The organism is Embleya sp. NPDC020886 (assembly GCF_044333915.1).
Classification (GTDB): domain Bacteria; phylum Actinomycetota; class Actinomycetes; order Streptomycetales; family Streptomycetaceae; genus Embleya.
In genome coordinates this window covers 138,682-152,943 of record NZ_JBIRRX010000017.1, presented here as the reverse complement: position 1 = coordinate 152,943, position 14,262 = coordinate 138,682, and the positions used below count along the sequence as shown (strand labels likewise).

General features: G+C 70.2%; 13 protein-coding genes. 8 read left to right on the top strand and 5 right to left on the bottom strand.

Going from position 1 to position 14,262, the window contains the following annotated elements; genetic code table 11:
- Positions 1–55: 55 nt before the first annotated feature.
- The 7 genes from ACH4U8_RS38855 (at position 56) to ACH4U8_RS38825 (ending at position 7,045) form a co-directional block, all read left to right on the top strand.
- A complete protein-coding gene (locus ACH4U8_RS38855) occupies positions 56–1,519 on the top strand; it encodes a 2-hydroxymuconic semialdehyde dehydrogenase (RefSeq protein WP_395782849.1) in 1,464 nt (487 codons plus the stop codon).
- A 47-nt stretch (positions 1,520–1,566) separates the two neighbouring features.
- Complete coding sequence (locus ACH4U8_RS38850; RefSeq protein ID WP_360309789.1) at positions 1,567–2,385, top strand: fumarylacetoacetate hydrolase family protein; 819 nt, start codon at positions 1,567–1,569, stop codon at positions 2,383–2,385.
- Positions 2,382–3,176, top strand: coding sequence for a 2-keto-4-pentenoate hydratase (locus ACH4U8_RS38845; protein ID WP_395782848.1), 795 nt, complete (start codon positions 2,382–2,384; stop codon positions 3,174–3,176). Before ACH4U8_RS38850 ends, ACH4U8_RS38845 begins: the two co-directional genes overlap by 4 nt.
- Entirely contained in the window at positions 3,173–3,682 is a 510-nt protein-coding gene (locus ACH4U8_RS38840; protein ID WP_395782847.1) for a RidA family protein, read from the top strand. Before ACH4U8_RS38845 ends, ACH4U8_RS38840 begins: the two co-directional genes overlap by 4 nt.
- 45 nt (positions 3,683–3,727) lie before the next feature.
- On the top strand, positions 3,728–4,312 hold the full coding sequence (locus ACH4U8_RS38835) for a 3-hydroxyanthranilate 3,4-dioxygenase (RefSeq protein WP_360309783.1): 585 nt from the start codon (positions 3,728–3,730) through the stop codon (positions 4,310–4,312).
- 101 nt (positions 4,313–4,413) lie between these two features.
- Positions 4,414–5,478 carry an amidohydrolase family protein gene (locus ACH4U8_RS38830; protein WP_395782846.1) on the top strand — a complete coding sequence of 355 codons (1,065 nt, stop codon included), beginning with the start codon at positions 4,414–4,416 and terminating at the stop codon, positions 5,476–5,478.
- 391 nt (positions 5,479–5,869) lie between these two features.
- Positions 5,870–7,045, top strand: a complete 1,176-nt coding sequence (locus tag ACH4U8_RS38825) for a glycoside hydrolase family 19 protein (protein ID WP_395782845.1) — start codon at positions 5,870–5,872, stop codon at positions 7,043–7,045.
- A gap of 57 nt (positions 7,046–7,102) precedes the next feature.
- Here ACH4U8_RS38825 and ACH4U8_RS38820 read toward each other — a convergent pair whose 3' ends face one another.
- Positions 7,103–7,489 (bottom strand): DUF427 domain-containing protein, encoded by a 387-nt coding sequence (locus ACH4U8_RS38820; RefSeq protein ID WP_395782844.1) that lies wholly within the window; start codon positions 7,487–7,489, stop codon positions 7,103–7,105.
- A 273-nt stretch (positions 7,490–7,762) separates the two neighbouring features.
- Between ACH4U8_RS38820 and ACH4U8_RS38815 the strand changes: the two genes are divergently transcribed.
- The gene (locus ACH4U8_RS38815; RefSeq protein ID WP_360309775.1) at positions 7,763–7,993 is read left to right on the top strand and encodes a hypothetical protein; all 231 of its coding nucleotides are present in this window, start codon (positions 7,763–7,765) and stop codon (positions 7,991–7,993) included.
- Between the two features lie 183 nt (positions 7,994–8,176).
- Here the strand turns inward: ACH4U8_RS38815 and ACH4U8_RS38810 are convergent, their stop codons facing one another.
- The 4 genes from ACH4U8_RS38810 to ACH4U8_RS38795 form a co-directional block, all read right to left on the bottom strand.
- A complete protein-coding gene (locus ACH4U8_RS38810; protein WP_395782843.1) occupies positions 8,177–8,329 on the bottom strand; it encodes a hypothetical protein in 153 nt (50 codons plus the stop codon).
- 290 nt (positions 8,330–8,619) lie between these two features.
- The gene (locus ACH4U8_RS38805) at positions 8,620–11,535 is read right to left on the bottom strand and encodes a Z1 domain-containing protein (RefSeq protein ID WP_395782842.1); all 2,916 of its coding nucleotides are present in this window, start codon (positions 11,533–11,535) and stop codon (positions 8,620–8,622) included.
- Positions 11,532–12,584 carry a PD-(D/E)XK motif protein gene (locus ACH4U8_RS38800; RefSeq protein WP_395782841.1) on the bottom strand — a complete coding sequence of 351 codons (1,053 nt, stop codon included), beginning with the start codon at positions 12,582–12,584 and terminating at the stop codon, positions 11,532–11,534. The genes ACH4U8_RS38805 and ACH4U8_RS38800 overlap by 4 nt, the downstream gene beginning before the upstream one ends.
- Positions 12,581–14,110: an ATP-binding protein gene (locus ACH4U8_RS38795; RefSeq protein ID WP_360309767.1), complete on the bottom strand. Its 1,530-nt coding sequence runs from the start codon at positions 14,108–14,110 to the stop codon at positions 12,581–12,583. The genes ACH4U8_RS38800 and ACH4U8_RS38795 overlap by 4 nt, the downstream gene beginning before the upstream one ends.
- Positions 14,111–14,262 lie beyond the last annotated feature (152 nt).

The following is a 14,262-nucleotide window of genomic DNA, read 5'->3' as shown; positions in this document are numbered from 1 at the left end:
TGTCGTTGGCGGGAGAGAGTCCCTGTGATGGGGCTTGCGGCGAAGGGAATGGGCGATGGGACGGTCGGTGGCCGGGGAGGGTGTGCTGCCTGCGCACTATGTGGCGGGGGAGTTCACCCGGGCGGGTGATGGCGTCTTTGCGCTGGTGAACCCGGTGGACGGGGCCGTCGTGGGGGACGTGCCCGAGGCCGATCGGGGGGTTGTGGATGCCGCCGTGGCGGCCGCGCGGGGGGCGCTGGCCGAGTGGGGGGTGGCGAGTGTCGAGGTGCGGGCCGAGGCGATGCGGCGGATCGCGGACGGGATCCAGGCCCGGTTCGACGAGTTCGTGGACGCCGAGGTCGCCGACACCGGCAAGCCGCGCGAACTGGCGGCCGGCGTCGACATCCCGCGGGCGATCGGCAACTTCCGGGCCTACGCCGACCTGCTCTACGGCCGGCCCGAGCGCGCCCACTCGACCGCCGTGCCCGGCTGGAGCGGCGGCGTCGGCCAGGCGCTCAACTACACCGTGCGCCGCCCGCTGGGCGTGGTCGCGATCATCTCGCCGTGGAACCTCCCGCTCCTGCTGCTGACCTGGAAGGTCGCGCCCGCGCTCGCGGCCGGCAACACCGTGGTCGCCAAGCCGTCCGAGGAGACGCCGGGCACCGCGACGCTGCTGGCCGAGGTGATCCACGAAGCCGGGCTGCCGGTCGGTGCGTTCAACCTGATCCACGGTCATGGCGCGGGCGCGGCCGGCGAGTTCCTCACCGCGCATGCGGGCGTCGACGCGATCGCCTTCACCGGCGAATCGGCGACCGGCACCGCGATCATGCGCAAGGCCGCCGAGCACATCACCCCGGTGTCCTTCGAACTCGGCGGCAAGAACCCGGCGATCGTGTTCGCCGACGCGGACTTCGAGGAGGCCGTGGCGGGCACCGTCCGGTCCGCGTTCACCCACTCCGGCCAGATCTGCCTGTGCACCGAACGGGTCTACGTCGAGCGCTCGATCTTCGCCGCCTTCGTGGCCGAACTCGGGTCAAGGGCAGGGGCGTTGACCGACTACGGGCCGATGATCTCGGCCGCGCACCGGGACAAGGTGCTGTCCTACTACCGGCTGGCGGTCGAGGAGGGCGCCACGGTCGTCGCCGGCGGTGGGGTGCCGAGCTTCGGCGACGAGCGCGACGGCGGGTTCCACGTCGAGCCGACCGTGCTCACCGGCCTGCCGCAGAGCGCGCGCACCGTACAGGAGGAGGTCTTCGGGCCGATCTGCCACGTGCTGCCGTTCGACACCGAGGACGAGGCGATCGCGCTCGCCAACGACAGTCGGTACGGCCTGGCCGCCACCGTCTGGACCCGCGACCTGTCCCGGGCGCATCGGGTCGCCCCGCGCGTCGAGGCCGGGATCGTGTGGGTCAACTGCTGGAATCTGCGCGACCTGCGGACGCCGTTCGGCGGGATCAAGGCATCCGGGATCGGCCGGGAGGGCGGCGAGTACTCGTTGGACTTCTTCTCCGAGCCGGTCAATATCTGCATCAAGATCTGATTCAAGATCCGCATCCGCATCAAGATCCGAAGGATCGGTTCCCGACAGTGACAGCGACACAGGCAACGAGCAATGCAATCGAAGCGGCCGCCGAACGGTTGCTCCACGCGGAGCGGAGCGGCGTGCCGTGCGCGCCGATCCGCGACCTGATCACCGGCGTCGAGGACGCGTACGCGGTCCAGGAGCGGCTGACCCTGGGTCGCCTCGCCGAGGGCCGCCGCCTGGTCGGCCGCAAGATCGGCCTCACCTCCGCCGCCGTGCAGCGCCAACTCGGGGTGCAGGAGCCTGACTTCGGCATGTTGTACGCGGACATGGCGGTGCCCGACGGCGCCGAGATCCCGGTCGGCGCGGTGCTCCAGGCCAGGGCCGAGGCCGAGGTGGCCCTGGTGCTGGACGCCGACCTGACGCACGAGCGGCACACCGTCGCCGACCTGATTCGGGCCACCGCCTTCGCGCTGCCCGCGATCGAGGTGTGCGGCAGCCGGGTGCGGGACTGGGACATCACCCTCGCGGACACCGTCGCGGACAACGCCTCCTCCGGGATGTACGTGCTGGGCAACCGGCCCAGGGCGCTCGGCGACCTGGACCTGCGCCTGGCCGGCATGGTGCTGGAGCGGCGCGGCGAACCGGTCTCCACCGGCACCGGCGCGGCCTGCCTGGGCCACCCGCTGAACGCGGCGATCTGGCTCGCGGACACCCTCGTCCGGCTGGGCCGCCCGCTGCGCGCCGGGGACACCGTGCTCACCGGCGCGCTCGGCCCGATGGTGACGGTCGCCCCGGGGGATGTGCTGGAGGCCCGGATCGACGGGCTGGGCGACGTACGGGTCGCCTTCGCGGCGACGACCTCGCAGGAGGAGACCTCGTGACCGACAACCGACTCGACACCGACGCCGAACTCGTCGCCCGCCTCGCCGACACCCTCGACGAAGCCGCCCTCGCACACCGGACGGTGGCCCGCCCCACCGACAGCACCGACCTGGACCTGACCACCGCCTACCGGGTACAGCGCGCGGTGATCGACCGCCGGCTGGCCCGGGGCGAGGCGCTGATCGGCGTCAAGATGGGCTTCACCAGCCGCGCCAAGATGATCCAGATGGGCGTGGACGACGTGATCTGGGGCCTGCTCACCGACGCGATGCTGGTGGAGGAGGGCGGCGTACTCGACCCCGGCGGCCTGATCCATCCCCGGATCGAGCCGGAGATCGCCTTCCTGATCGGCAGCCCGCTGTCCGGCACGATCACCCCCGCCGAGGCGGTCCGCGCGGTCGCCGGCGTCGCGGTGGCCTACGAGGTCCTGGACTCGCGCTACGCCGACTTCGATTTCACCCTCCCCGACGTGATCGCGGACAACGCCTCGGCGGCCGGCTTCGGCTTCGGCACCTGGCACGACCCGGCCGGGCTGGACCTGAGCAACCTGGGTCTGCTCGTCGAGATCGACGGGCGGGTCGTGGCGAGCGGCTCCTCGGCGGCGATCCTGGGCAACCCGCTGCGTTCGCTGATCGCGGCGGCCCGACTGGCCGCCGAGGCCGGTCTCGAACTCCGGCCCGGCTGGGTCGTGCTCGCGGGGGCTGCCACCGCCGCGATGCCACTGCCCAAGGGTGTGCACGTGCGCGTGTCCGCGGCCGGCCTCGGTCGTGCGGAGGTGACCACCCGATGAGCGCCGACGACGGCATCCTGGTCGCCGGCAAGGCCACCCCGCGCGGCCGATTCCCGCACGTCAAGCGGGCCGGCGACTTCGTCTACGTGTCCGGCACCAGCTCCCGGCGGCCGGACGGCACCTTCGTCGGCGCGAGCGCGGACGCGATGGGGACCACCGACCTGGACATCCGGGCGCAGACCCGGGCGGTGATCGAGAACATCGCCGACCTGCTGGCCGCGGCCGGCGGCGGCCTGGCCGATGCGGTCTCGCTCACCACCTACCTGGTCAGCATGAACGACTTCGGCGGCTACAACGAGGTCTACGCCGAGTACTTCGACGAGACCGGCCCCACCCGCACGACCGTCGCGGTGCACCAACTCCCGCACCCGCACCTGCTGATCGAGATCTCCTGCGTCGCGTACCTGCCGCAGCGGGCCCGCTCCACCGGGTCGGACCCGGCCGACGCGGTCCGGCCCCGAAGCGGCCAAGGCGACCAAGGCGGCCAAGGCGACCGAAGCGACTGAAGTCACCGAGCCGACCGAGCGACCGTGCGAGAAAGGAACCGCGAGATGAGCCTGCCGAAACTGACCAACGGCCTGCCGTTCAACTTCACCCGATGGATCGACGAGCACCGTGACCTGCTGAAGCCCCCGGTCGGCAACATCCAGATCTGGCAGGAGGCCGACCTGCTGGTCACCGTGGTGGGCGGGCCCAACCAGCGCACCGACTTCCACGACGACCCGATCGAGGAGTTCTTCTACCAGCTCCAGGGCAACATGGTGCTCCGGGTGATGGAGGAAGAGGGCAAGCCGCCGGTCGACGTCCAGATCAACGAGGGCGACGTCTTCCTGCTACCGCCGCACGTGCGGCACTCGCCGCAGCGGCCGGAGCCGGGCAGCATCGGTCTGGTGGTCGAGTTCGGCCGGACCGAGGGCCTGATCGACGCGTTCGAGTGGTACTGCGTCGAGTGTCACCACCTGGTGAACCGCTCGCCGGTACAGGTGCGTTCGATCGTCGACGACCTGCCACCGCTGTTCGAGGCGTTCTACGACGGCGACCGCACGTGCCCGCACTGCGGTGCCACCCACCCGGGTCGGCAGTGGCCGGACGCGCTGCGCCCGCGGACCGTGCCGCGCACCGACACCTCCGCCTGACCCCGGGTACCACCGCTGCCGCCCGACCCGCTGCCGCGTGACCCGATCTCCACCACTGCCCCGACCGCCGGCCGAGCCCGGCGGTGAACCACGGAGGTTCCGTGACTGTCATCGACGTCCACTCGCACGTCTTCCCGAGGATCTCGCAGGCCGAGAGCCGCATCCTGACGGGTGCGGGCGAGCCGTGGCTGCGGGTCCACGGTGACGGCACCGGGATGATGATGAGCGGCGAGGACGAGTACCGACCGGTGATCGCGCCGCTGTGGGATCCCGAGCGTCGGTTGGCCGACATGGACGCGCTCGGCGTGGACGTGCAGGCGATCTCCTCGACACCGCTGATGTTCGGCTACGCGGCCGAGCCCGCCCGCGCCGTCGAGTGGTGCGACCTGGTCAACGACCGCATCCTCGACTACTGCTCGCTCGACCCGGAGCGGTTGTTGCCGCTGAGTCAGGTCCCGCTCCAGGACATCGGCGCGGCCTGCGAGACCGCGTCCCGGGCGGCGGCGGCCGGGCACCGAGGCGTGCACATCGGCAACCACGTCGGCGAGCGCTACCTCGGCGACGACGGGATCGTGGAATTCCTCGCGCACTGCGCCACCGAGGAGATCCCGGTACTCGTGCACCCGTGGGACATGCTCGGCGGCGAGCGCATGCGCGGGCACATGTTGCCGTGGCTGGTGGGGATGCCCGCCGAGACCCAGCTCAGCATCCTCGGGATGATCCTCCAGGGCGCGTTCGAGAAGCTGCCCGAGTCGCTGAAGTTGTGCTTCTGCCACGGCGGCGGCAGCTTCGCGTTCCTGTTGGGTCGAGCCGACAACGCCTGGCACAACCGGGACCTGGTCCGGGCCGACTCGCCCCGACCGCCGTCCGAGTACGTGCGCCGGTTCTACGTCGACTCGGCCGTGTTCGACCCGCGCGCGCTGCGGCTGCTGGTCGAAGTGATGGGGCCCGACCGGGTCATGCTCGGTACCGACTTCCCGTTCCCGCTGGGGGAGTCGGACCCCGGTGAGGTGGTCCGGGCCTGCCCGGAACTGACCCCGGAGCAACGGGAATCGGTCCTGGGCGGCAACGCGAGGCGATTCTTCGCGCTCGACGGGCGGCGAGCCGGGGCCGGTGCCCCCGCCGGCCCCGCGCAGGAGCCGGCGGGGGCACCGGCGCGACAATGAGTCATCTCGCACCGGCGGACGAACCGGCGTGCCGGGCCGCGCTGATGGAGTCGTACGGCGCGCGGTGACGTGATCGTCGACATCGCGCCGGCCCTGGTGGACGCGGCGAAGCAGCCCTCGATGTTGCGACGGGAGCCGGTACCGCCGAGCGGGCGGGGCGGCTCCCGTCGTCGTTGCCGGACGACGCGCGGCGCCCGGAGGGTGGGACGAATGTCGCGCAGACCCTTGACTGGTATAGACCATTCGTATTGAGTGAGCCCCGCAACATCCCGTCCAGGGGCCTCGAACGAGGCACGCGCCGGTCCCGGTACGGCAGTTGGAGTACGCCTAGCGGTACTTCCCGTCGTCGATCAAGCGCGGTATGTCCCCCGCGTGAGGGAGTTGGCTTTCCATGTCGAGACTTTCCAGGTCCGGGCCGTCCTCCGGGCTCGCCGTGCCCAGAAGCCGGATCATGGTGTTCCTGTTGGCCATCGCGGTCGTGGGCGCGTGTGCGGCGGTGTTGCCGTTCGCCTCGACCGCGGCCGCGGCCGGCTGCGCGACCGGATGGAGTTCGTCGGCCGTCTACACGGGTGGGGCGACCGCCTCGTACAACGGCCACAACTGGGGTGCGAAGTGGTGGACGCAGGGTGAGACGCCCGGCACCACCGACGTCTGGGCGGACCAGGGTTCGTGTGGTGGCGGGAGCGACCCGACCACCGGTGGCTCGACCGGCGGTTCGACCGGCGGCGGGGGCGGCACCTGTACGTATCCGAACTGGGTCGCGGGCCACGACTACGCGGTCGGTGACGTGGTGCGCTACACGAACGGCAACCTCTACCGGGCGAAGAACGCGAACCCGGGCTACGACCCGGTGATCAGCACCTGGTTCTGGGAGCCGTTCACCTGCACCGGATCCACCACCGGTGGCACCACCGGCGGAAGCACGGGCGGCAACGGCGGCAATCCGGGCGACTTCGTGGTGAGCGAGGCGCAGTTCAACCAGATGTTCCCGAGCCGGAACCCGTTCTACACGTACGCCGGCCTGACCGCCGCGTTGAGCGCCTACCCGGGCTTCGCCAAGACCGGCAGCGACACGGTCAGGAAGCAGGAGGCGGCGGCCTTCCTGGCCAACGTCAACCACGAGACCGGTGGCCTGGTCCACATCGTCGAGCAGAACACCGCGAACTACCCGCACTACTGCGATGCCAATCAGCCGTACGGGTGTCCGGCCGGTCAGGCCGCCTACTACGGGCGCGGCCCGATCCAACTGAGTTGGAACTTCAACTACAAGGCGGCGGGTGACGCCCTGGGCATCAACCTGCTGAACAATCCCAACCTGGTCCAGAACGATCCGGCCGTCGCCTGGAAGACCGGCCTCTGGTACTGGAACACCCAGAACGGCCCCGGCACCATGACCCCGCACAACGCGATGGTCAACGGGGCGGGCTTCGGCGAGACGATCCGCAGCATCAACGGCGCGTTGGAATGCAACGGCGGCAACCCCGCACAGGTGCAGAGCCGGATCAACAGCTACCAGTCGTTCGTGGCAGTTCTCGGCACCACCGCCGGGAACAACCTGAGCTGCTGAGCATGAGCGCGGGGCGGACCGGTCCGGCGGCCCGCCCCGCGCGCACGCCATCGTGGGTCAGGCCGGCGGCGCGGGCGGCTCTCCCTCGACCGTGATCCGGGCGACCGTGTCGTAGAAGCACAGGTGGCCGGCGATGTCGGGGACCGAGTCGATCGGATCGGTGTATGCCCAGGCCACGTCGGTGCGCGGGCCGGTGCCGCCGTTGCCCTGGTAGGTCCAGTAGGAGGCTTCACCCTTGAACGGACACGTGGTGTGCGTGTCGGTGGGCTCGAAGCGGGTCAACTCCACGTCGTCCGGCGGGAGGTAGTACCGGATCGGCAGTCCGGTCTCGTAGAGCACCACCGGGCGCTCGGATCGAGCGACGATCTCGCCGTCGATCTCGATCGTCACGGTCTGTGTGCTGTGCACGGTCGTCACGAGGTGGCCCTGCGGGGGTGTCGGCATGCGCATCTCCTCCGGTGCCGCCGGCGATCGTGGCGCCGCCGGCCGTCCTACGTTCAACGGTCGCGGTCGGCGAAGCATTCCGGCGCGGTGCGCGAGCCGGTCGTCCGCGCTCCGTGTGAGAAGCGTGTGGATCGATTCGATTGGTATAGACCTATTGCTCGCGACCCGGCCGGCGGCTAGCGTTTTCCGAGTGCGCGCCGGTACCGCAGCACGGCCCGAATTACCGTTCCACTGACCCGAGTTGCCCTCGGGGCGAGAAATGGAGTCGAGCACATGCGCAAGGCTATGGCGGGTGTCGCGTTGACCGCGGCGTTGTTGGGTGTAGGGGCTGCCGCGCAGCCCGCGATGGCCGATCCGTCACCGGGCGGCAGCTTCTTCCTGTACGGCTACTACCCGACGCAGGCGTCCTGCGACGCGGCCGGCCGGGCCGCCGCGCCGGCACACGGCCCGGTGTACCTGTGTCTCAACAACGGCGGCACCGTGTGGTCGCTCTGGGTGCACTAGCTCCGGGCGCATCGACTGCGGGCGCATTGACTGCGGGTGCAACGGCTTCGGGCGTATCCGCCCCGGGTGCACCGGCGGAAGCACCGCACTGATACCGGCGAGGCCACGGCGCACGGGCTGTGGCCTCGTCGTTCGTGCGGGCTCTCGGGTACGCGGCGAACGGATCCCGGTCCCCGTCGCCGATCAGGTCGCGGCGGGTACCCTCGCCAGACACTCCCGGCGAGCCGCGCGGATGTCCTCGTCGTCCGGAACCAGCTCCGCGGCCACATCCAGATCGGCCGGCGCGTCGTCCCAACGCCCCACCTCCTGCAGGATGAACGCCCGGTTGTAGCGCACCGCCGGGTCGTCCGGGACCAGTTGGAGCCGAGGGCGTCGGCCTCGCTGGGGCGGAGGGCGGCGCCGCTCGCGATCACCGCTTGGCGATGCTCCGGGTCCGGTCGGGCCTGTCGGCCCGGCGGCCGAACAGGTGGGCGACGGCGGCACCAAGGCCGCCGAGACCACCGGCCGGTCGCCGATGGACAGCGGGCGCCGCAGTCGGCCGGCGGCCGGGAGGGGGCCGGCGCCCCGTCCCCGCGTGCCGGCCGAGCCCTCGACCGGCCGAGCCTGACGACCGGATGCGCGCGGCGTCAGACCGGGGTGGCCACGATGGCCGAGGCGGCTCGGGAGGAGTCCTTGGCGCGAAAGGCGACCAGGCGGCGGTCGGGGGAGATCGCGGTGCTGGGCGGGACCAGGGCGAAGGCCATCACCAGTTCGTTGCGATCGGGCTCCATGGTCGGGTAGAGCAGCAGACAACCGCGCCGGGGCGCGACCAGGCCGTCGGCGACGGTGTCGCCGATCGAGGCGGCGCTGCCGGCGATGCGCCGGGCGACATAGCGGTGTTGCGGAAAACTGACCTGGTTGAACAGGGTGCCGGTACGTCGGCTGCGGCTGACCACGGCGAGCGGGCCGAAACCGTGCAGGGTCACCGAATCGCGGTCGGGACTCTGCAACTGCGGGGCGATCACCACCCAATCCTCGATGTGGCCGGAGATCTTGGGGTTTTCCAGGTACATCAGGTCGGGGCCGAACTGGCCGGGGTCGGACCAGCGCAGCTCACGCAGCACCGGCAGCAGCCGCTCGTTCGTGATCCGACCCAGGTAGGCCGGGAATCGGCGCAGCCGATCCTCCTGCGGAAAGGCCAGTTCGACCTGTTCGGGCTGCAATGCCTCGATCACCGGGGCGAACTGTTGGACGTTGTGCCGCAGTTCGGCCGCCTTCGTCGGATATCCGGCCCGCTCCACCCACAACCCCGGCGACCGGGTCTCCACCAACTCCGCGTTGAACATCTTGTTCCGTGCCGTCGGCTTGAGCCAGGGCAGTCGCTGGGTGACCAGCGGCGGGATCTGGGCCGGCGTCACCTGCGGCGCCCCGTCGACGAGTTCGGCGTACAGCCGGAGTTGGTCGCGAAACTCCTCCTCGTCCCGACAGATCGCCTCGAACGCCTCGTACAGGTCGCCGTTGCGGCCACCCTCGTCCCGGCCGATGTAGAGCCGGACCAGGTCCCGGTAGTTCTTGCGGAATCCGAACCAACGCCCCATCTGCATGAGCGTGTCGGCGGCGAGCGTCTTGCGCCGGTAGTAGGAGACGGTCAGGCCCTCGATGGTGAAACCGCGCGAGAGCTTGGCGCCACCGACCAGGATTCGCCAGACCTTCTGCCGGTCGAAGTCGGCCGTGCGCTGCTCGATCTCCTTGTCGCCGTTGATCACCACGACCGGGCTGCCGATCGAGTCCTCGATCCGCATCGCGGCGATGCCGATGTACGGCGCGATGTCGGTGTAGGACGCGGGGATCGCCGCGCCCGCCGCGTGCGCCTCGCTGACCGGCCGCACATCCTGCTCGTACAACTGCCGCAGCCGCGCCTGCGCGCCCGAGCCGAGGTAGCCCGCGCGGCGCCAGATCGCGTTGATCAACTCGGCCTGGTCCCGGTGTACATGCGTCTTCACCGACTCGTGCACGAGCATCGTGTGGTGCCGGAAGTGGTCGGCGCCCAGGCCGTGGTCCTCACGGAACAACTTGATCGCGCCGGTCAACACGAACATGTCGATCGCCGTGCACAGGTCGGTCTCGTCGTCGTCGTGCAGCGGTCGCACCGAACGCACGTGCGCGAGTCCGGCCGAATTGGCCACCGTGCGCTCGTCGACGGGGATGGTGGAATCGATGTCGTGGAAGTCGGCGACGCCCATGTAACCGTCCGGGCGGTCCAACGAGATGACGAAGTCCTTGGGGAAGATGTCCTCGGCGTCGGCCGGATCGATGAACACGTTGGCGAACGGCGTCGCGGTGTAGCCGATGTACTGGGCGCGCGGCAACATCCCGAGCAACTCCGAGATGATCCCGTTGATCGCGGTGCGCTGGACCTGGTCCTGCGCCCACTTCTTCGGATCCGAGGTGTTCACCGACGCCTGATCGGACTCGTCGTCGATGATCAGCGTCGGGATCTCGCCGCGCTCGGTCTTGATCCGACCCAGGTCCTTGACCAGCTTCTTGAGCACCGAAGCGTTCTTCTTGACCACCATCAGCCGGGCCGAGCTGCGGTGCAGGTTCTCCGGCGCGTACAGCGGGGTGAACCGGTCGGCCTTCTCGAACTCCAGCGCACTGAGCCCCTGGCGCAGCGCCTGGTAGTCGTCCTGATGCCGGGTCAGCCGGACGATGTCGAAGCCGCCGAGCCGGGACGGCAGCGCGCCGTGCCGCAGGAACCCGCCGTCCAGCCGGTCCCGGTCGTCCAGGTAGTCGTAGTCGCGGAAGGCCAGGGTGCCCGAGTCCGGGTCCTGGCCGTAGTAGATGTTCTCGACCCCGACCAGTTCCATGTCCAGGCGGCGCTGGGTCTGGGCGCGCAGCGCCTCGATCGTGCCGGTGAGCACGATCACCAGCCGATAGCCCGCGTCGATCGCCTTGGCGATCACGCCGGTGAAGTTCGCGGTCTTGCCGCTCTGCACGTAGCCGACGACCAAGCCCTTGGACTGGTAAGGCTGTTCACAGGTCGGGTCGGCCAGTCGTTCGACCACGCGGCTGGTGTTGCGATCGAGTGCGGCGACCGCCTCCGGGGCCCACTTCTTGCCGAGCAGGGTGTCCCGGTAGGCATCCCAGTAGTGGCTGTGGTGTCGGGCCACTTCCTGGGTGTACCAGGGATCCCAACCCTCGTCGGTGATCACCACGGCGCCGCTGCTCCGCGCGAACGGCGAGCGACGGTCCAGCAGTTCACGGGTCGCCGGCTCCAGGCCAAGGGCCTGGTAGGTCGAGGTGCGGCGTTCCTCGGTGTTCGGCGCGGTCTCGCCGTCGGCGAAGTCCCAGCGGCTGAGCCGATCGCGCCACAGGATCAGCAGCGGATCGTCCGGGTGGGCGTGATGCAGTCTGCGGCGCAGCGCCCCCTCGCCGAGGTCGGGAAGTGCCCCGGTGTGCTCGTCGGCCTGGTAGGCCAGTGCCTTGGCCAGGTTCTTCGGTCGCACCGACATGCCGCCGAAGGCCGCCCGGTGCAGCGCGAGCAGCGCGAGGTCGTCGGTCATCGGTGCTCGTCCTTCGGGTGGTTCGGCTCGGACAGGTCCGACGCGACGTCGGGCGGCAGCGCGTGCAGGTCGACCGCGCGATCGAGCCCGTCCGGGGAGGGCGCGATCGAGGGGATCAGATCGGCGACGTCGATGCGGTAGTCGATGTCGCTGATGCGGGCCACCGCGGGCTCGGGCAGCAGCGCGAAGATGTCGTCGGTCAGTCGGGGGAAGGCCGCGTCGACGGGAAACGCCAGGGGGACGCCGGCGGGGGCCCAGTGATGTTCGCGCGGGATCGCGCTCTCGTTTCCGGTGACCAGTTTCAGGCGGGCGTCGAAGTCGTCCAGCGCGCCCGGTGCACGCACCCGGATCGTCGAGCGGATGCCCTCGATCAGGCCGAGCACCGTGCGGCCGTGGTCGTTTTGTTCCAGCACATGCGAGACGAACCACAGTGGTCGCTTCGAGTGCGGCGCGAGTTGGCCCAGGCCGTGGATGGTGTGGATGCGGGCCGGCCCGGCCACGGTCTTGACCTCGACGTCGTACGGGCCGACGGTGAAGTCGTGGTCGGTGCACTTTGGGTGTTGCCACGCCGCGATGGCCGCGTGCCAGCCGCGGACCGCCGCCAGGCCGGTCAGCGTGAGGAGTTCGCCGAACAGGCCGATCTCCTCCTCCAGCGACATCCGCCGCCCCCGGGCCAACAACCTGCGCCACGCCAGCACCGTGGTCTGCACGGCAACGACCGGCGCCGTGTCCTCCTTCTGGATGCGATCGGCGATCTCACAACACACGATGTGGAACTCGCGCAGCAGATCCACGCGTTCGATGAACACGTGCAGGAACTGTTGACCCCCGTCCAGCACGCACACCGCCCGAATGCCCTGCATCCCCAACCGCGGTGCCTTCGTCCCGGGCTCGACCGGGATACGCAGCGCGGGCCGCTGTCCGCCCGCCTCCAGGTGCCAGAACAACGGCGGGTCGCCCTCGACCGGGATCAGCATCGGCATCCGGTTGTCGAGATGGTCGCGCAGCGCGTCGCAGCTCAGATGCCTGCTGCGCCGGTCCGCACTCAAGAGGCCCCCTCGGAGCCGTACTTCGCCGTCTCGTTCTTCACCGCGGCCAACAACAGCGACTGCCACAGGTCCAGGTTGTCCTTGACCCGGGGGCCGATCCGCTCGCCCGTGAACGCCTCGTTCATCAGCAGGTACAGCAGCGTCTTGAGCACCGGCACGTCGTTGAGGACGGCGCGTCGTCCGCCGAGCAGCGCCGCGCGGAACTGCTTGTTCAGCAGCAGCCTGCGCTCCTCCCGGTCGATCTCGAAGAACACGTCGCCGCCCAGCGGCACCCAGCGCACGTCGATCGGCTCCTCACCCGGCACGAACGGGAGTTCCTCCTCGATCGCGGCACGCAGCTCCGGGGCGAAGCCCTTCCCGGGCGGCAACACCGCCTTGCGCTCGCGGGTGGTGGTGCGGGCCTGGCGGTAGGCCCCCTCGGCGTCCTTCAGGAAGTCCAGGAAGGTCCGGCCCTCGGCGTCGGTCGCGCGTTCGACCGCGTCCACGAAGCCCGGGATCGGCTGGAGTTCGGCCTTCTTGACGGTGAGTCCGAAGGCGTGTTCCGACTCGGCCGGCAGGTCGAATTCGATCCTGGCCAGCGACAGGTGTTGCTCGCTCTGACGCAGCCCGTGCCAGCCGCCGGCCTGCACGAGGCGGTCGTTGCGGTAGGCGTACAGGCCCTGGCGGGCCACGATGCCGCCGGGCAGGCGGAACTGCTCGGCGTTGGAGCGCGGCGTCCACACGTGGGCGGTCAGCTCCAGCGGACCGACCCCCTCCAGGGTGGTGGTGAACGTGCGCGGGTAGCCCGGGAGTCCGGAGATCGGGTAGCCGAACGGGTCGACGCCGATCACCTGCCAGGTCATCGGGGGCGTTTCCTCGTCGCTGCCCGAGACCGCGATGGTGATCCGGATCCGCCCGTCGGCCAGGAACCGGTGCAGGTGCAGACCGAGGTGGTCGGCCAACGAGCGCATCGTCTTGGTCAGGTAGATGTCGGTCTGCCCGGCGTCGCCGCGGGCCGGGAAGTCGCGGACGCCGTCCCAGCGCACCGCCGTGCCGTTCCACATCACGTACTCGTCGTAGCGATCCAGGAATCGTTTGGCGAACTCCAACTCGACGATGTCGCACTGGAAGCTCTCCTGCGCCTGCTCGGTACGCCAGCGCCGGCCCACCGTGCCGGCCCGCTTGGCCCGGCTGATCACGGTGACGCTGTCCGCGTGGCTGAAGGACGCCGCCTTCAGGCCCATCCCGAACATGCCGAGCGCCCGGTCGTCGTACGCGCGCCGCTTGCCCACGGTCATCGCGGTGTCCAACTCGGCCTCGGTCATCCCGCGTCCGTTGTCCACGATGACCAGCGAGGTCAGCAGGTCGCCGCTGCGTTGGAAATGCACGACGACGTCCGAGGCGCCGGCGTCGATCGAGTTGTCCACCAGGTCGGCCACGGCTTCTTCGAAGCGGTAGCCCTGACTGGCCAGTCCCTTGATGTACCCGGGATCCGGAGGCAGGTGCTTGCTGCCGCTCGTAGGTACGTCGAAACGCCAGTCGTCCATGCCCACCCCTGGATCCCACACCCTCGGTGCGCGCAGTCGCGCGCCCGCCCCACGTGCGCTGGGACCGACCGTAGCGGTTGGCTCGGCAACCCAAAAGCGGAACGCCCGACTCGTGATCTGCGCGCGCTCGGATCGAGGCCCGGGCGGCCCCG

Excerpts from the sequence above, each read along its gene's own strand:
- ACH4U8_RS38835 (WP_360309783.1), top strand. The coding sequence starts at position 3,728 with ATGAGCCTGCCGAAACTGACCAACGGCCTGCCGTTCAACTTCACCCGA.
- ACH4U8_RS38825 (WP_395782845.1), top strand. The coding sequence starts at position 5,870 with ATGTCGAGACTTTCCAGGTCCGGGCCGTCCTCCGGGCTCGCCGTGCCC.
- ACH4U8_RS38820 (WP_395782844.1), bottom strand. The coding sequence starts at position 7,489 with ATGCCGACACCCCCGCAGGGCCACCTCGTGACGACCGTGCACAGCACA.
- ACH4U8_RS38840 (WP_395782847.1), top strand. The coding sequence starts at position 3,173 with ATGAGCGCCGACGACGGCATCCTGGTCGCCGGCAAGGCCACCCCGCGC.
- ACH4U8_RS38805 (WP_395782842.1), bottom strand. The coding sequence starts at position 11,535 with ATGACCGACGACCTCGCGCTGCTCGCGCTGCACCGGGCGGCCTTCGGC.
- ACH4U8_RS38855 (WP_395782849.1), top strand. The coding sequence starts at position 56 with ATGGGACGGTCGGTGGCCGGGGAGGGTGTGCTGCCTGCGCACTATGTG.
- ACH4U8_RS38815 (WP_360309775.1), top strand. The coding sequence starts at position 7,763 with ATGCGCAAGGCTATGGCGGGTGTCGCGTTGACCGCGGCGTTGTTGGGT.
- ACH4U8_RS38795 (WP_360309767.1), bottom strand. The coding sequence starts at position 14,110 with ATGGACGACTGGCGTTTCGACGTACCTACGAGCGGCAGCAAGCACCTG.